This window comes from uncultured Duncaniella sp., from assembly GCF_910578445.1.
GTDB lineage: Bacteria > Bacteroidota > Bacteroidia > Bacteroidales > Muribaculaceae > Duncaniella.
On record NZ_CAJTQC010000029.1, the window covers coordinates 1 to 18,483 of the forward strand.

Sequence of the window (18,483 nt, forward strand, 5' to 3'; positions counted from 1 at the left end):
GTCGGACAATCAATTGACGTTGTTCTGATTTCTTATATCGAACTCACGTTATTTAAAGAATAAAAAGTGTGGTATGGAGTGGGTTGAGGGTGTGGATTACGGAGTGAGAAAAAAATTCAGAGAGGCGATGTCTCGTGACATAACCTCTCTGATGCGAAATAGAATTGTGTATGAATTCTTGAATTAGAAGTTGATAAACTTCTTGCCGTTCTGAATGAGAATACCCTTGTATTCTTTGGTGACGCGCTGGCCCATCACGTTGTAGATAGGAGCGTTTTCGTCAACAGTCTGGTCTGTGATGATAGATTCGATTGCAGAAGTGTCGCCACCGGGGTAGTTGATTGCGAATTCTTCAGGAGCATCTTCGCCTTCAGCGGGAATGCCGTAGAGTGTTACAGAGGGCTTTTCTGTAGTGAAGATAACACCGCAGGTGATCATCTTTGAGCCCTGAGCGCCGAAGAGGTACTTGCAGCCTGCATAAACGGGGAACATCATAACGCCGAAACCGTTCTTCTTGATATCGGCAGCGTCAGCGCCAAAAGCGATTTTCTCAGGCCATCTTACAGAAGTGCCGTCGACATATTTGTCGATGTCGGCTGCATTGAGGTTGAGGTAGCCGTCAGCGTCGGCGGGAAGAGTGTAGGAGAGGGGTTTGCCGATTGATACGCCTTCGACAGAAAGAGTGTAGGACATGCACATTTCACCTTCGCCTGCAAGACCTTCGAATACCCAGTAGTTCTTGTTTGAAGAGAACTTTGAAGGGATGGTTACATAACCGTCTTTTGCTGCTTCGAAGAGGAAAACAGCGCCGTTGCCGGCTGCGGTTGAGGTTGACCATCCACCGGGGTTAGTGCTGCCGCCGATACCTGAAGGCATTTTGCCGAGGTCAACGCCGTTGATTCTGATTGCGTTGTAGCCGTCCATGGCGATGCTTTGGGGACCCCAGTCGTCGGTATAAGCCAGTTTGAATGCGCCGGCTTCGCCTTGACCAAGTACTGTACCGCCTTCTACGGTTGTCTTTTCAGGTACGAGATCTGAGTTGAAGAAGATGGTTTCAACCTGAGCAGATGCGCCGAAAGCCACTGCGAGAGAAGCGAGAAGTAGTAAATTTTTCTTCATCGTGGTAAGAAATTTAAAATTAAACAATGTAGATTGGTTGGTTTCTGTTTTTATTCATCCGGAGACCACGTGGTCTCCGGATGAAAGTTTTTATGATTCGGAATTACTGTTTTGTCCCTGTGAAGGTGTAGTCATAGGTGTAAGTCACACGTCCCTGACGGATTGTCTTTGCAAAAGTCATGGTTGCCTCTCCTCCGAATGAGACAGTGCCGTTGAACGATGTTCCGAGCCCGTTTGTGGTCAGGACGTTATAGAATACATATTGAGCTGACTGGTTCACGATGTTGGCGCGGCTTTCGGTGCTTGCGAAGCTGGATGTGTTGTTGAAATCCATCGATGCCGATTCACATCCGATTTTGACAACTGTAATGTAGGCTTCGTCGGTAGCGGTAAGCGTAAGAGTGCCTTCGGCGGTGACAGGCTCGGCAGTAGAGTTGCGCTGAGTCTTAGTCCATGTTCCGACATAAGTTCCGGCTACTTCTTTTTCAGGGTTTCCGGGTTTGCCGTGGCCGGGTATTTCAGCCTCGTCCTTACAGCTTGACAGAGCCATGACAAGAGCGGTCAGGATAAAGAGGCGATTAAGAATCTTATTCATGTTTTTATAAGTTACTTGCGTTTAAAATTCGATTAATAACCGGGATTCTGATCCTCCAGAGTCATCGAGGTGTTGTTGTTGATTTCCTTAGCGGGGATGGGGCGATACCATTTGGTTTCTCCCTTGAAGTTCTGCATGTCGGCTACGTTGTCGATGGCGCGGGCAAACTCGATGTTGTAGCGTACGAGCTGACGGGTGCGACGGAGGTCTTCCCAGCGTGTGCGCTCGGCATAAAGTTCGCGGGCACGTTCGTCGAGCACGAGGTCGAGAGGAGTCTCGTTGAAGCTGCTTGAGATAGAGTAGGGCGCTTCGTAGCTGCTGAACGACGCGAGCGAGGGGAGACCGGCGCGGTTGCGGACAGCGTTGATTTTGCTGAGGGCTGAGGGCTGGTCATCGGCAAGGAGGTAGGCCTCGGCTGCGATGAGATACATGTCGCTGGTGTGGTAGACAACGATGTCACGGTAGCAGTTGGACGCAGTTACGTTTTCAGACTCGGGGTCGTCCCACTTCTTCACGCATGGCGAAGAGGCGAAACCGGCCTTGATGAAATCGGCGGTGCTCACGGTTTTCTTGGCCTGAAGAGAGCCGTCCGCGTTGAAATACCACTGGATGACCTGATCTGCGCCCATGATGCAGGCGAAGGGAAGGTTGTTGCCATGAGTGTTGTTGGCGAACTTGAGTGTCTGCGACTTGATGCTTTCGAGATCGGCGAGAGCTTCGGCCTCGGTGGTGTATGAGGGATAGAATTTTACAGAAATAGGCTTCTTGGCGAGTTCTGCAGCCGAGAGGTTGTAATATGCGAGGTAGCCGTCGTCACCCCAGCCTACAACTCCGTCTTTGAGCTCCGGGTTATAGTTGACAGTCATGAATGTGCCCTCGTAGCGCTGGTCTCCGCGTTCGAAGAGCTCCATTACTTTTGTAGAGAGCGAGTTTGTACCTCCTGACTTTGTGCCTTTGTGGCCGGTCTGCACGCAGTTGCCATAGTAGCCCATGTAGTCATACATGAGGCTGTGGCCGCCGTTGGTCTTGTTGCCGGGATAACCTAAACGGTCATACTGGATTGAGAAGATTTCTTCGGCGTTTCCTTCGTTTTTGGGTGACCATTTGTCTTCAAACGACATGGTGAGCTGCACTCCGGCGATGGCTTTCTCTGCCCATGCGGCTGCCGTGCGGAACATGTCGGGGTCGGTCACTGTGTATGTGCCCTTGACTTCGTCAGTGAGTGTAGTGCCGAGGTCCCATGCTGCGGCGAGGGCTGTCTTGGCTGCGAGAGCTGCCACAGCGCGCTTGCTCACGCGGCCTGTGTGGTCAATTTCGGGAAGACTTGCTTCGTTGTAGCAAGCTTCGAGGTCGGCGAGCATTCCTGAATAGATGTCGGCCAGAGCAGCGCGGGGATAGTCGCGGGTCGAGCTTTCGATATAGGCTGTCACATAAGGTACGCCGCCGAAGTGCTGGGTGAGATAATAGTAGCCCCAGTTGCGGAGGAAGGTGGCTTCGGCCACGAGCTTCGGGTCGTTGGTGTAGGAAAGGACACCGTTGGCATAGTTGATGGCCTTATAGCAATTTTTGTAAAGGTTCTCGATAGTGCCGTTTTCGGGATCGAAGTTATAGAGGGAGAAAGTTCCGTCGTCCGCACCGCGTGCGTTGATATAGAGGTCTGTGCCCTGATCGGCGATATCGACCATATTGACGATGTCGCGGAATGAATAATAGGCAGTCGTGAGGAGGCTTTCGGCGTTCTTTTTGAAGAATTCCTCACCGTTCTGGTTGGCGTTGCTCTTGTTTTCTGTATCGAGAAAGTCGCTACAGCCCGAAAGGGTGACAGCAGTGAGCAGAGCCATTCCGATATATTTGTATGATTTCATTTTGGTGTTCAAACTGAGGGATTAGAATTTAATGCTTGCGCCAATCTGATAAGAGACAACGCTCGGACCTTGGTTCTTGAGAGCGGCTTTTGCCCATTCGGGGTCGTAGCCTTCATACTTTGTGAATACGAACGGGTTGGTCACTGTGAAATAGAGACGTGCCTGATTGCAGCCGATGTGTTTGAGCAGCTGGGGAGCGAAGGTGTAGCCGACGGTGATGTTTTTCACTTTGAGGAATGATGCGTCGGTCACCTGACGTGCGGCCTGGAAATAAGTGAGCGTAGTTCCGATACCGTCAGATTCGCCACAGTTTGGTGTGGGCCACTTGCCGTAGTGAGTCTCGGTCTGGTAGACAGGATTGATATATGTACCGTCGGCGCGCATACCGTCGCAGTCGATGAGTGTGCCTGCAGGGATGTAGTAGTCAAACATCATCTTGCCACGGCCACGGTCATGGTAGTCATAGTAGTCGCCTCCGAGGAAGGGAGAGGCCACCTTTCCGCCGACGCTTGCATAGAGGTTGAACGAGAAGTCGATCATACCGCCCTTCTTGGGAAGGTTGTAGCTCATGTTTGACGTAAGGCTGGCGGTGAAGTCGGGCTGGCTGTCGAAGATGACCTTGTCATTTTCGTCGATAGTGCCGTTGCCGTCCTTGTCGCGAATGATGGGCTGTCCTTCGGTCAGGCCGTAGCAGGCATAGTAGTAGTCGCATGAACGTACTGTCTCGCCGGGAGTGAAGCCTTTGGCGCGGGCGATATCATGGTCGGGGACAACCATGTTGCGGTCGCTGACGATGCCTGTCCAGTCCCAAGTGTAGACGTTGTCATACGGGTAGCCGATCCAAAGCCATTTCGAAACGTCGCTTGATGACGCGAAGTTGCCTGTGCCGTTGATTTCGTTGACGCGGTTGCGGTTGAGTGAGAAGTTGAGGGTGGTGGTCCACTCGAATGTGCGGTTGGTGATGTTGACAGTGTTGAGTGAAAGCTCGAAACCGCGGTTGCGCACCTTACCGATGTTTGTGTTCATTGTGCCGCCTCCTGATTCAAGGGGAAGCTCGACGGGATAGAGGAGGTGTTCGGAATTCTTGTTGTAGAAGTCGATTGTACCGTTGATACGGCTGTTGAGGAAGCCGAAGTCGATACCGAAGTCCCATTCGGTTGAAGTCTCCCACTTCAGGTTCTTGTCGACGATGCCCGAGGGATAGAAGCCCTGATAGTAATCCGGACCGAAGGGATAGTAATTAGGACCGTTGACTCCGACCATGAAGTCGAAGTTGCCGATACCGTCGTTGTTACCGGTCCTACCGTAGCTGGCGCGGAGTTTGATGTTGTCGATCCAGCTTACATCGCGGAGGAATTCTTCCTGGCTGATACGCCAAGCGAGCGCTCCTGAGGGGAATGAGCCCCAGCGGTGTCCGTCGGCGAATTTCGACGAACCGTCCCAGCGGACTGTGGCGGTGGCGAAGTATTTGCCGTCATAGTTGTAGTTTGCACGGAGGGCGTATGACATCATGCTGTACTCAGTGTATCCTGAGCCGGAAGCTGAGTTGACTGTGCCCGAACCCATGTTCCACCAGTCGGTGTTTTCATTCACGCCGTTTGCGACATAGGTGTAGGTCTCCGAAGTGCTCTTTTCCATAGAGAAGAGACCCATGAAGTTGACGTTGTGAACCTTGTTGAAGGTGCGGTTGAAGTTGATAGTGTTGTCCCAGACGTAGGCGAAGCCGTTTTTGTTGATGACCTTTGCCTCGCTCGACGAGGGTTCGCCGCCGGCGTAGGTCATGCCGGTCTCGGGGTCGATGTAGCCGGTGAATGTGCCTTCACGTGAGCTGCTGTAGGAGGGTGAGAATGTCGTCTTGACATTGAGACCTTTCATGAGATTGAGCTGCAGGTAGACATTACCGAGAGCGCGGTAGAGGCGTTTCTCGTGAGTCTGGTTCTTCATCGAGTAGAGGGGGTTGACGAAGTCGGTGAACTGGTGGTCGTCAGTTCCGAGAGCGCCTTTCGCACCGGGATAGCGGTTGAGATGGCCTTCAGAGTCGTAAGGCTGCATGAAGGTGTTGACGCGGTAGGCGTTTGAGATAGCGCCGTCGTCGGCATATGATGTGTCGATGCGTGCGAGGTTGAAGGTGAAGCCTGCTTCAATTACTTTGTTGATGCGTGCGTCGACAGAACCCTTGAACGAATAGGTCTTGGAGTCATCACCGCGATAGAGACCTTCCTGTCCGTTGTAGCCGATGCCGAAGTGGTAGTTGGCAGTCTCGCTGCTGCCGCCGATGGCGAGGTAGTGGTTCTGCTGGCTGCCGTCGCGGGTGACGAGTGAAGGCCAGTCGACGGTCTCACCGTTGGCAATCATTTCTTTCAGGCGGAAAGGTGACTCATAGTCGTTTTTCACGGTCTGGAGAAGAGCCTGTCCAAGTTCGACCTGTGTCTTCGGGCCATAGGTTGTCTGCGGTCCGAAGGGGGTCACGTTGTTCATGAATTTTGCCAGACGGTAGTTGTAGTATTCCTTACCGTCCATGAAGTCGGGCATACGTGTGGCGTGGTTGATGCCGTAGTAGCCGTCGTATGTGATTGATGTCTTGACGTTGCGGTTGACGTTCATACCGCCTCGTGTTGTGACCATCACGACACCGGCTGTGGCGCGAGAGCCGTAGATGGCTGTCGACGAAGCATCCTTGAGGATGTCCATGCGCTCGATGTCCTGCGGGTTGAGGAAGTCGATGTTGTCACACATCACACCGTCGACAACGAACAGAGGTGTTGTCCCTGAGTTGATTGACGACTTACCGCGGATCTGGATGTCAAAATTGCCGTTCGCACGGCCTGTGCTTTGTACGATGTTCACACCGGGGCTTGCACCCTGAAGAGCTGAAAGTGCGGTTGGTGCGCCCTTTGCGTTAAGTGCTTTTGTGTCTACGGAAGAAACCGAACCGGTGAGGTCGTTTTTCTTGACCGTACCGTAGCCGATCACGACAACGTCGTCGAGGACTTCGGTGTCGGGCTGCATTGTAATGTCGATGGTAGTGCGGTTGCCGACCTTTACACTCTGGCTTTTATATCCGATGTAGGAGAAGTTGAGGGTCGCGCCTGCGGGGACGTTGAGAGTGTAGCGTCCGTCAAAGTCTGTCGCGATGCCTGTTGTTGTCCCTTCTTGGATTACTGACACGCCAATCATCGGTTCGCCGCTTTCGTCAACGACTACACCTGAGACTGTGTGCTTGTTGCTATCTGCTTGAGGGGCAGCTAAATACCCCCCCCTATTGCTGTCGGCAGCATTGGCTGTCAGGCCTGTTCCGCCTATGAGGGCGAATGCAAGCACTCCGCAAGCCAACTTTCGGTCGACATTGTTTGATCCGAGTACGGATGATAGAGATTTTGGTCTCTGTTTCATGATAGTTACTAAAATGGGTATTATGATGAGTATTGTTTGTTCAGGCTGATTTAACGGTGTGATTGATTAAGCACTGATTTCTAAGTTTGGGTTGGTTATACTTGATATTATTTGCTGCGAATTTCATGTATTGGTTGGCAAATTTAGTATAAAAATACTTTCCAACAAAATATTTAACATAAAATCTATTCATTAACATTTCAATGTGTTACAGCGAATTAGCCGTATGAAGTAGAGCCTTTCGGGTGAGATTTTCAGGTTTAATGGTGTGAGTTTTACAATAAAAATAAGTCCCTCCGTTTTTGACTTAAATTGCCAAATACAGAGGGACTTATGTGTAAAGATGTAATCGGTGTCCGACTAATTCCAATCGAAGGGGTTATTGTGTTTTATGCCCCGTTGATCTACAGGGTTCAGGCTACTTCGATTTTCTTGTAGCGGGGGACGAGGAGCTTCATGATTGCCCAGCCTACGAGGTAGGCGACACCGCAGATGCAGAATACGATGAAGTAACCGGCAGGTTTGCCTTCATAGCTCATGAATGCCATATTGGTCTGTGCCGCATAGTCGAAGAGGATGCCGCTGCCGTAGTTGATGAGGAATGATCCGAGACCACCGGCCATGCCGCCGATACCGATGATGGTGGCGATGGTCGATTTGGGGAACATGTCGCCTACGACAGAGTAGATGTTGGCGCTCCATGACTGGTGGGCAGCACCGGCGATACCGATGATGATGATGGGGAGCCAGGGTGACATTGAGCTGAGTGGCTGTGCAAGGAGTGCGAGGAGGGGGAACACTGCGAAGATGAGCATCGCGCGCATGCGGGCTGCATAGGGGTCGATGTTGATGCCACGGCGTGCGGCGCGGTCAATGAAGATTGTCGGGAGTTTGCCACCGTAGATCGAGAGCATGGTGATGAGGTAGAGTACGAAAATCATGACCATACCTTCGCCAGACGAGGTGGAAAGCTTGAACACGTCGGTGATGTAGGCGGGTGTCCAGAAGAGGAAGAACCACCACACACCGTCGGTCATGAATTTGCCGACAAACACTGCCCATGTCTGTGGGTATTTGAAACACTTCCAGAAGGGGATTGTGGCAGTCTCGCTGTCCTCGACTTCGGCTTTCTGCTTGGCGGTCTCGTCGGCAGTTTCGTTGTCCTGCTCGATGTAGGCAAGCTCGGCGGCGTTTACGTGGGGATTTTCAGCGGGTTTCTTGTAGAGGACAACCCAGAAGCCCATCCAGACGAAGCCGAGAGCACCGATGATGATGAAGGCCATTTCCCAGCCGTTGCCCCAGCCGATGCTCTGGAAGAATTTTGCGAGCGGGCCGATGGTGAAGGGGGCGATGAGAGCGCCGACAGCCGATCCGGCATTGAAGATGGATGTGGCATAGGCACGGTCACGCTTGGGGAAGTATTCGGCAGTCACCTTGATGGCTGCGGGGAAGTTTCCGGCTTCACCGAGGGCGAGAATGGTGCGGGCCGCGAGGAAGAAGTAGACAGATACTGTCGCGATTGTCATGGCGACGTCGCCGGTGGCTTTTACGAGACCGGCAGCGTCGTGTATGCCAAGAGTGGCTTCGGTGGCCACGCCGCAGACTGCATGGAGACATGCGCCTGCCGACCATACGCCGATTGCCCAGAGGTAGCCTTTCTTAGTGCCCATCCAGTCGATGAAGCGTCCGGCAAGGAGGTTGGCCACAGCGTAGACGATGGAGAATACGGCTGTGATCAGACCGTAGTTGGCATCGGTCCAGTGGAATTCAGGTGAAATGAACTCTTTCCAAGTGAGCGAGAGCACCTGACGGTCCATGTAGTTGACTGTGGTCGCGAGGAAAAGCAGCGCGCAGATGGTCCAGCGGAAGTTGGTCATCTTCTTGTTTGCTGCTGCAAGGGGGGAGGTTGCTGCTGCCATAGGTTAGAATTTAAAATAGTTCTTGGCGTTGTTGTAGCAGATATCCTCGATCATCTGGTTTACTCGGTTTTCTTCGTAGCCTGTGTAGGGGATGAGACCGTTTTCAACGTCGTTGCCGACGAGGTTACAGAGTGTGCGGCGGAAATATTCGTGGCGCGGGTATGAGAGGAATGAGCGCGAGTCGGTGAGCATGCCGACGAAGCGGCTGAGCAGACCGAGGAGCGAGAGGGCGTTCATCTGCTTCTCCATACCGTCTTTCTGGTCAAGGAACCACCAGCCTGAACCGAACTGGATCTTGCCGGCTACAGTGCCGTCCTGGAAGTTGCCGAGCATGGTTGCGAGGACTTCGTTGGCGCAGGGGTTGAGGTTGTAGAGGATGGTCTTGGTGAGCTTGCCACGGGTGTTGAGAGTGTCGAGGAATTTCGCACATGCCTTTGCAGTGGTGAATTCGCCGATTGAGTCGAAACCGGTGTCAGGTCCGAGGAGCTTGAACATCTTGGTGTTGTTGTTGCGGATAGCTCCGTAGTGGAACTGCTGTGTCCAACCTGATTCGTAGTCCATTTCACCGAAGATGATGAGCATGGCGCTCTTGAACTTGAGGATTTCTTCCTTGGTGAGTTCCTTTCCGCCGTAGACCTTGTCGAAGATGGCTTCGATTTCAGCGTCGGTGTAGTCTTCGGCATAGAATTCCTCGATGCCGTGGTCTGAGAGGCGGCAGCCCATTTCCTCGAAGAAGTCGTGACGCTTCTGGAGGGCGTCGATCATATCGTGGAACTTGTTGATTTCCACGCCTGAAACTTCAGCGAGTTTCTCTACGTATGCGCGGAATTCGGCGGGGACTTCAACGGCCATAGCCTTGTCGGGACGCCAAGTGGGGAGCATCTTGATTTCAAAACCGCTGTCGCGCACCTGCTTGTGGTATTCGAGGGTGTCGACGGGGTCGTCGGTTGTGCAGACGGTCTCTACGTTGTAGTGGCGCATGAGTCCGCGTGCGGTCATGTTGGGGTCGTTGAGGAGCTTGTCGTTACACTCGTCGAAGATTTCACGGGCGGTCTCGGGGTTGAGGAGCTTGTCGATTCCGAATGCTGTCTTGAGCTCGAGGTGAGTCCAGTGGTAGAGCGGGTTGCGGAAAGTGTAGGGGACAGTCTCGGCCCACTTCTGGAATTTTTCCCAGTCAGAGGTGTCAGTGCCGGTGCAGAAGCGTTCGTCTACGCCGTTTGAGCGCATGGCACGCCACTTGTAGTGGTCACCGCCAAGCCAGATTTCGGTGATTGATTTGAAACGGTGGTCATCGGCAACCATCTTGGGGATGAGGTGGCAGTGGTAGTCGATGATGGGCATTTTAGCCGCGTGTTCGTGATATAACTTCTGTGCGGTTTCGGTCTGCAGCAGGAAGTTTTCGTCCATGAAAGGTTTCATGCGTTGATGTGTTTGGGTTTAAGAGGTTAAAAGGTAAGAGGTAGAGAAAAATGTGATTATGGTGGTTACCGCTTGCAAGGCGCTTTGTGAAGTGCCGGGAAAGCTGTAACCACCGTAGGGGGAATGAAATCAGAGAGTGACTCCGTTTTTGAAAATCGAGATTTCGTGGATTCCGCTCTTTTCGGAATTAACTTGTTCGCCTGATGCGACCTTGAGCACGTAGGCCACGAAGTCGGCGAGGACATCGGCCATTGTGCTGTCTTCGGCGAGGCGTCCGGCGTTGAAGTCGATCCATGTGGGCTTGCGTTGTGCGAGGCCTGAGTTGGTCGAAACTTTCATTGTGGGGACGAATGTGCCGAAGGGAGTTCCGCGACCGGTGGTGAAGAGTACCATCTGGCAGCCTGCGGCGGCGAGTGCAGTCGAGGCCACGAGGTCGTTGCCGGGGGCTGAGAGGAGGTTGAGTCCGTGGTTGTGGATGCGTTCGCCGTATTCCATCACACCGAATACAGGGCTCTTGCCCGACTTCTGTGTGCAGCCGAGGGCTTTTTCTTCGAGAGTCGAGATGCCACCTGCCTTGTTGCCGGGCGAGGGGTTCTCGCCGACGGGTTCGCCGTGGCTGAGGAAGTATTCCTTGAAGTTGTTGATGAGCGATACGGTTTCACCGAGGAGCTTGTCGTCAGCGCAACGGCGCATGAGGATTGTCTCAGCTCCGAACATTTCGGGCACTTCGGTGAGTACGGTTGTTCCGCCCTGCTGCTCGCAGAGCCAGTCGGAGAATTCTCCGAGAAGCGGGTTGGCTGTGATGCCTGAGAATCCGTCAGAGCCGCCACACTTGAGGCCGATGCGGAGTTTCGACGCGGGCTGCTGAGTGCGCTCGAATGTGCGGGCCTGTTCGTAGAGGCTGCGGAGGATTTCGAGACCGGCTTCAACTTCGTCGCCTTCGACTTCCTGACACACCATGAATTTGACACGGTTGCGGTCGTAGTCGCCACAGAATTCCTCAAAGACCTTAGGCTGGTTGTTTTCGCAGCCGAGACCGATGACGAGGATACCTCCTGCATTGGGGTGGAGCACCATGTCGCGGAGAATCTTCTTGGTGTTCTCGTGGTCGTCGCCGAGCTGTGAGCAGCCGTAGTTGTGGGGGAATGCGAAGATTCCGTCCACGCCTTCAGCCTTGGTCTCGGCGTTGAGACGGTCGACAATCTGCTTTGCGATGCCGTTGACACAGCCTACGGTCGGGATAACCCAGATTTCGTTGCGGATGCCGACCTGACCGTCGGGACGCTCGTAGCCCATGAAAGTGGCTTCCGCTCCCTTGAGAGCTGCGCCGGGTGCTTCGGGCGATGGATTGTCGATAGAGATGTCGGAATAGTCGAGCTGGCCTTCAAGGTTGGTCTTGATGTCGTTGTGGTCGAGGAACGCGCCCTTCTTCACAGCGTGGCGTGCATGTCCGATGGGGAAGCCGTATTTGATTACGTTTTCACCTTCGGCGATTTCGCGGAGGGCGAACTTGTGGCCGGCGGGAATGTCGGCCACAAGTGTTATTTCGTCACCGTCGACGTTGACAGTCGTGCCTGCTGAGAGCGGGCTGATGGCGACTGCAACGTTGTCGGCGGGATTGATTTTGAGAAAGTCCTTCATCCGGGCTGAGATTAAGCTTCAACGACTTCTTTGACAGTTTCGAGCATACCCTTTTCCTGAATGGAGTTGAGGTATTCGGTGACGAGGTCGGTGAGACCGGGGATGGTGTTGAGGTCGCCGTGTTCTTCGCCCCAGATGAGATCCTTGGCAGCGAGTACGCCTTCAGCCACCTTGCGGGTGTCGCCGGTAGCCCAGAGCTGGGTGAGGAGGTCCATGATCTTCTGGTCGTCCTTCGGAACGATTTCAGTGCCGTCCTCACGCTTGCCGCCCTTGTAGTATGTGATGAGGGCTGCGAGACCGAGCACGAGACCCTTGGGAAGTTCGCCCTTGCGTTCGAGATAAGTCTTGAGGCCGGGGAGGTCGCGGGTCTGATATTTCGGGAATGAGTTGAGCATGATTGAAGTCACCTGATGGTCAACATAGGGGTTGTTGAAGCGTTCAAGCACGTCTGCACCGAACTTCTGGAGCTCTTCCATGGGGAGGTTGAGGGTCTGCATGAGTTCGTCGAACTGCACCTTGTTGATGTATTTGCCGATAACGGGGTGGTTGCAGGCGTCGCGCACGATGTTCACGCCGCTGAGGAATGCAACAGGCGAAAGAACGGTGTGAGGACCGTTGAGAAGTGTAACCTTACGTTCGTGGTAGGGAGCTTCAGAGTCGGTGATGAGCACCTGAAGACCAGCCTTTTCAGCGGGGAATTCGGCGCGGAGCTGCTCGATCGAGATGTTTGATGCGCGCTCGATAACCCAGAGGTGGAATGCTTCGCCCTGAACGACGAGGTTGTCTCTGTAGCCGAGTTTTTCCTGAATTTCGTTGATGTCCTTGCGGGGGAATCCCGGAACGATGCGGTCAACGAGTGTGGCGCATACGTAGCAGCTGTCGCTGAACCAGCTCTTGAATGCTTCGTAGTCAGAGCCGAGTTCCTCTTTCCAGAGGTCGATATACTTGAAGATGATTTCCTTGAGGTGGTGACCGTTTTCAAAGATGAGCTCGCAAGGCATGATGATGAAGCCCTTGTCGGCAGCGCCGTTGAAAGTCTTGAATCGACGGTAGAGAAGCTGAGTGAGCTTGCCGGGATAAGAAGCGGCGGGACGGTCAGAAAGCTTGCATTCCGGGTCAAATGCGATACCGGCTTCAGTTGTGTTGGAGATTACAAAACGCATTTCGGGCTGATCGGCGAGCGCGAGGAAGGCGTCGAACTGAGTGAAGGGGCTGAGCGCACGGCTGATCACGTCGATGCGTGTGAGCGAGTTGATCACCTCACCGTCGAGACGGCCCTGAAGATTTACGTGATAGAGGCAGTCCTGACCCTCGAGCAGCTGGGTAACGAAGGCATCAGGTGTACCCTGAACAACTACAACCGATGAGTTGAAGTCGGTCTTGTCGTTCATGTTTTTGATAATCCAGTCAACAAATGCGCGGAGGAAGTTGCCTTCGCCGAATTGGATGATTCTTTCGGGAGCCACTGCTTTGGGAGCGGTGAGTTTGTTTAAAGCTTTCATGATTAATAAGTATTGTGATTTGATTAGTTGTTGTCAGATTAAGAAGAAAGGAGAGAATTGACGATATTTTGTATTATCATTCTGCGGGATTCCAGCCGGTGGTGACTGCGAAGACTTCCGACATGTTCCGACAGGCGGCAGCGTCCTTGTCGGTGACTTTCATCGCCCAGCCGACACGTCCCGACTGCGATGCGCCCGGACCGCTTGAGCGGTATTCGCCATAGCGGGCTGTGCGTTCGTTGTCGGTGTTGTTCCAGTTGTGCCATCCTTCGGGACGGATGTGTGAGCCCATCTCGCAGTTGATGAACACCGTGTGGGCATAAGGACGCCACGGGCGGCCGAGATATACTTTCTTCACATTGTCGGCGGCGCGGAGCTTGCAGCTGTCGAAGATATATCCGAATTTCACATCTTCAGGTGTGGATGCGGCTGTGATGTATGAGTCACGTTTGCTGAAAATGTCGCAGTTCTTGAAATAGGCTGTTGCAGGGCCGAAGATGAAGTCGGTAGTACCCTCGATGTAGCAGTCGGCGAAATAGAGACGGGCGTTTTTGCCACCGGTGAAAATAGTGTCCTGATTTCCAAGGAAGCGGCAGTTGACAAAACGTATCTTGTCGCCTTCGGTGTGGAGCGCCACTGCCTGTCCGAGCTGCGGGGCGTTGTTTTCGATTGTCAGGTTTTTGAAAAGTACGTCGTTGGCATCGACTCTCACGGTATAGGTGCGGAATGTACCCATCTTGTCGATATTTGCGTGATGGTCGAAAGTGATGACTGTCTTTTCAGGGTCTTCACCGATGAAGCTTACATTTTTAAGCCACGAGGGGATGATTATTTTTTCCTTGTATGTGCCGTTTGCTATATGGACTGTCACCGTATATTCCATATATGCACGTATGCCATCGAGGGCTTCGGTGATTGTGGTGTAGTCTCCCGAACCGTCTTGGTTGACATAGATGTCATGCTTGTATTCGGCAGCAGAGACCTTGAGTCCCATTGCTGCCGGAAGAAGCATGATAAGAAGTGATATGAGCTTTATTTTCATTGTGTTCGTCTTGATTGACAGGGCTGTGTGGCAGTCTGTGTTATTTGGTTATGCGGAACCAGTCGACATCGAGCCATCCGCTGTCGTTGCTTTCCCAGTTGCGTACGCAGAACAGACCGACTTTTGAGCCAATCCAATGGCCGCTTGTAAGGCTGATGGGCTGTCCGAAGGTTGTGAATTTCTTGCCGTCGAAGCTGTATGAGAATATTGCTTCGCCCTTGTAGTCGTCTTTCGAAGTCGGATTCTTGACTCCTGTGCGCTTGATCTGGACGCGGAGATACATTTCTTTGTCGCCGCCATCGAGCTTAACGGCTTCGATTTCATTCTCCTTATTTCCCTTGTTGGCGCTTTTTGCACCGACTTCAGTGAGATAGATGCCGTCGGCACGGCTTTCGAGGGCGAGAGCACCATAGTTATATCCCATGACTGCGATACCGGCGCGTTCACCGACCTCTACTTTTCCGTTGCGCTTGCGCGGACAGAACTGGACTTTGGCTGTTGCGGTGAAGTTTTCACCGGGGAACTTCTGAAGGAGGAGGTTTGCGGCGTCATATAGGCGAGGGCTGTCGCTTGTCTTGTGAGAGAAGAGGCGGAGTTTCGATGTGTTGGCCTCACAGAAATACCACAATGCGCTGGGGTTGCCCTTCCACTGCCACTGCAATCCTAAAGTAGTGCCGTCAAACTCGTCGTTTTCAACCGGATTGACTGCGGGATATGTCTTGCCTACGTTGGGTTTGCGATATTTCATGACAGGTTCGCCGCGACCGTCGCCGTCAGGGTCGACACCGATGACGGGCCAGCCGTCTTCGCGCCATTCCATTGGCTGGAGATGGACCACGCGTCCCCACGGTCCTTTGTCCTGAAAGTGGATAAACCAGTGTTCCTTGCCGTCGGGAGTGTCAATCCATGCACCCTGATGAGGGCCGTTGACGCTTGACTTGCCCTGATCCATCACGTTGCGCACTTCATAAGGACCCCAAGGGCTTTTTGATCTCAGGACTTCCTGCCATCCGGTTGCGACACCTCCTGCGGGCGAGAAGATGTAGTACCAGTCTCCGACTTTATACATTTTCGCACCTTCGATGGTTTCGTTTTCGATGTGGCCGTCATAGATCATACGGTCTTGACCGATGGTAGCAGTTCCGTCGGGTGTCATCTCGATCATTCCGAGGATACTCTTGACGCCTGCGCGGCTGCCTGCATATCCGTGGGCGATGTATGCCTTTCCGTCTTCATCCCAGAATGGGCATGTGTCGATGATGCCTTTTGCCTTGTGGACATGAACGAGCGGTTCCCACGGACCTGCCGGATTCTTGGTCTTGGTCATGAAGATTCCGAGGTCGGGGTCTCCGTAGTAGATATAGAATTCTCCGTTGTGGTAGCGGATTGAGGGGGCCCATACATGGTTGCCGTGGCTGGGATCGGGTGCAGCCTGTGCATATTCAGGCATTTCGGATATGGCATGGCCGATGATTGTCCAGTTGACAAGGTCCTTTGAGTGAAGGATGGGCAGGCCGGGGATGTCGCAGAAGCTCGACGCGGTCATGTAGTAGTCATCACCTACACGGACCACGTCCGGATCGGAGTAGTCTGCGTCGATAATCGGATTTTTGTACTGACCGTTGCCGAGGTCTGGCGACCATATCTGAGAAGTGTAGGACTTTCCATCGGCAAATGCTCCCAGAGAGGCCGCAGCCGCTATGGTAAGGAATGTGATACGTTTACTTAGATTCATGAGGTGTAAAAAATAACTATAACCTGTGTGAACGGCATTGTTTCCGCACACTTAGCGGAGATTACTAAATGATAGTAAATTAGCCGTTTAAGGTAAGTTTTTGAGAGTTATAGATTTAAGTGCGTAAATTTTCTTCCAAAGTTAATGATTTTCTGTCGAAATTCAACAAACTTTTAAAATAATTAACGCTTAGTCTGAAATGTATGCTAAAAATATGCTAATTAAATTATACCAACTAAGAAGCCCCGCAGGATGGTGAGAAGTATTTCTTACTGTATCCTGCGGGGCTGTGGGAGGGATAGCCTTGACAAATGGTAGGCTGTTGTCGGCTTATGTGTTATTGTGTGGGAACTGTCGACTTTATATTATAGGGGTAGTTGGATGTTTCTTATGATTTTTAGGTATATAGGCAAATGTACGACATATTTTGACTGAATGCAAAAGTTTTAGGAGTATATTCCGATTTTCTTCCGTATGTGTGGATGAAAAGGCGACAAAAATAAAAAGTCCGTGCAGGCTGTTGTTTGCAGCCGTCACGGACTTTTCTGTTCGGATTTCGGACTATGGTGATTCCGGGTAGGTTATTTCACCAGCTTTCCGTTGATGTAGAGATTGTTGAATCTGACATTTTTGGTCATACCTGTGATGGAATTTCCATCGGATGTCACGCCGTCGAAGTGGCAGTTGTCGACGTTGATGTTGTCAATGTTGCAGATTTCCTTGAAGCCTTCAATCATCACACCATATTTGCTCTTTTTGCATGTGATATTGTCGAGCCATACATTTTTCACAGTCGGAGGATAGCTGCGGTCGCAGTCCTCGTTGGGCTCGTAGACAAGGTTGATTTTAAGCACTGATTCCTTGCACTGGCCGACTTCCACGTTGCGCACATAGATGTCCTCGATTACGCCTCCGCGGCAGGCATTGGTCTTGATGCGTACCACACGGTCAAGCTCGGGGCTGTCCATCACGCAGTTTTCGAGGAAAAGGTTCTTGAATCCGCCTGAGATTTCGCTTCCGACCACGATGCCGCCATGACCGTTTTTCATCTTGCAGTTGCGGACAATGATGTTTTCCGACGGAATAGCCTGCTCACGTCCGTCGCGGTTACGTCCGCTCTTGATTGCGATGCAGTCGTCACCTGTGTCGAAGTAGCATCCTTCGATGAGGACATTCTTACATGATTCCGGGTCGCAGCCGTCGCCGTTAGGGCCATCGTTCTGGATGTGGACACCCTTGACGGTGAGATTTTCGCAGAAGAGGGGATGGATCACCCAGAATGCGGAGCGGAGAAGCGTCACGTCTTCGATAAGCACGTTTTTGCATTCTACAGGGTTGACGAGCTGCGGACGCATGCCGTAGCCGTCGCCGAGGATTCGTTTTTCGACGGGCACGCCTTCTTCGTTCCAGATCTGAAGCAGCGGACGGCCGATTTTCTGAGTGACAGGGCCTTCGACATAACCGCGCTTGCCGCTCATCTGCCACCAGTTTTCATTTGAAGCTCCGCCGTCGACAGTGCCTTTGCCGGTGAGTGCGATATTTTCCTGCTGATAGGCATAGATCATAGGCTGATAGTTATAGCAGTCCATGCCTTCCCAGCGGGTCTTCACGATGGGATACTGGCTCGGGTCGTCGGAAAACAGCAGTGTAGCTCCCTCTTCGAGATGGAGGTTGACATTGCTCTTGAGGGTGATAGGGCCTGTCAGCCAAGTTCCCTTCGGGATGATTACGCGGCCGCCGCCTTCGCTTGAGCAGAGGTCGATTACCTTGTTTATAAGCTCGGTGTAGAGGAATCCTTTGGTCTTGGACTTTTTGCCGTAATCAAAAATCTTGTAGTCCTTGTCGCGGAACGTCGGAGCTTGGATTGATTTTTCTATCTGTGGATAGAGGGTAGCCCATGCTTCTTTTGCGTCAAGACTTTTGCCGGAGTTTTTAGTGCATTTTTTCGATGCCGTGCATTTCTTTTTGCACGCTTCCTTTTTTTCACATACTTTTTCGCAGCAGTCTTTGGCCGCACCCGGGGTGGCGGAGAGGGCTGTCTGGGCTATGCCCGAAAAGCCGATACACAAACCTGCCACTACTGATAGGATTTTCTTCATGGTTCTGTTGTTATTGTATAATGATTGGGGTTTGAATTTTAAATATTTGGGTTGCAGAGTGCAAAATTAACACTACGTCGCGAAATCTACAAACCGGCTATGTAATAATTATTTAATGTTAACAGTTTTGGACTTCGCAGTCATACGCTTTAAA

Annotated in this window: 11 protein-coding genes; all 11 read right to left on the reverse strand. The window is 52.3% G+C overall.

Annotation, left to right across the window (positions count from 1 at the left end; genetic code table 11):
- Positions 1 to 183: 183 nt before the first annotated feature.
- Positions 184 to 1,119: a hypothetical protein gene (locus QZ311_RS10535; protein WP_297067567.1), complete on the reverse strand. Its 936-nt coding sequence runs from the start codon at positions 1,117 to 1,119 to the stop codon at positions 184 to 186.
- Between the two features lie 103 nt (positions 1,120 to 1,222).
- Positions 1,223 to 1,714: a hypothetical protein gene (locus tag QZ311_RS10540; protein WP_297067569.1), complete on the reverse strand. Its 492-nt coding sequence runs from the start codon at positions 1,712 to 1,714 to the stop codon at positions 1,223 to 1,225.
- Positions 1,715 to 1,746: 32 nt separating this feature from the next.
- On the reverse strand, positions 1,747 to 3,579 hold the full coding sequence (locus QZ311_RS10545; RefSeq protein ID WP_297067572.1) for a RagB/SusD family nutrient uptake outer membrane protein: 1,833 nt from the start codon (positions 3,577 to 3,579) through the stop codon (positions 1,747 to 1,749).
- Positions 3,580 to 3,600: 21 nt separating this feature from the next.
- Complete coding sequence (locus QZ311_RS10550) at positions 3,601 to 6,972, reverse strand: TonB-dependent receptor (RefSeq protein WP_297067575.1); 3,372 nt, start codon at positions 6,970 to 6,972, stop codon at positions 3,601 to 3,603.
- A gap of 413 nt (positions 6,973 to 7,385) precedes the next feature.
- Positions 7,386 to 8,891: an MFS transporter gene (locus QZ311_RS10555; protein WP_297067578.1), complete on the reverse strand. Its 1,506-nt coding sequence runs from the start codon at positions 8,889 to 8,891 to the stop codon at positions 7,386 to 7,388.
- Positions 8,892 to 8,894: 3 nt separating this feature from the next.
- The gene (uxaC, locus tag QZ311_RS10560; protein ID WP_297067580.1) at positions 8,895 to 10,310 is read right to left on the reverse strand and encodes a glucuronate isomerase; all 1,416 of its coding nucleotides are present in this window, start codon (positions 10,308 to 10,310) and stop codon (positions 8,895 to 8,897) included.
- A gap of 129 nt (positions 10,311 to 10,439) precedes the next feature.
- The gene (locus QZ311_RS10565; RefSeq protein ID WP_297067583.1) at positions 10,440 to 11,951 is read right to left on the reverse strand and encodes an altronate dehydratase family protein; all 1,512 of its coding nucleotides are present in this window, start codon (positions 11,949 to 11,951) and stop codon (positions 10,440 to 10,442) included.
- An 11-nt stretch (positions 11,952 to 11,962) separates the two neighbouring features.
- A complete protein-coding gene (locus QZ311_RS10570; RefSeq protein WP_297067585.1) occupies positions 11,963 to 13,453 on the reverse strand; it encodes a tagaturonate reductase in 1,491 nt (496 codons plus the stop codon).
- Positions 13,454 to 13,529: 76 nt separating this feature from the next.
- Positions 13,530 to 14,465, reverse strand: a complete 936-nt coding sequence (locus QZ311_RS10575) for a pectinesterase family protein (RefSeq protein ID WP_297067628.1) — start codon at positions 14,463 to 14,465, stop codon at positions 13,530 to 13,532.
- Between the two features lie 70 nt (positions 14,466 to 14,535).
- Positions 14,536 to 16,230: a glycoside hydrolase 43 family protein gene (locus tag QZ311_RS10580; RefSeq protein WP_297067590.1), complete on the reverse strand. Its 1,695-nt coding sequence runs from the start codon at positions 16,228 to 16,230 to the stop codon at positions 14,536 to 14,538.
- Positions 16,231 to 16,811: 581 nt separating this feature from the next.
- The gene (locus QZ311_RS10585; RefSeq protein ID WP_297067593.1) at positions 16,812 to 18,329 is read right to left on the reverse strand and encodes a glycoside hydrolase family 28 protein; all 1,518 of its coding nucleotides are present in this window, start codon (positions 18,327 to 18,329) and stop codon (positions 16,812 to 16,814) included.
- Between the last annotated feature and the right edge of the window lie 154 nt (positions 18,330 to 18,483).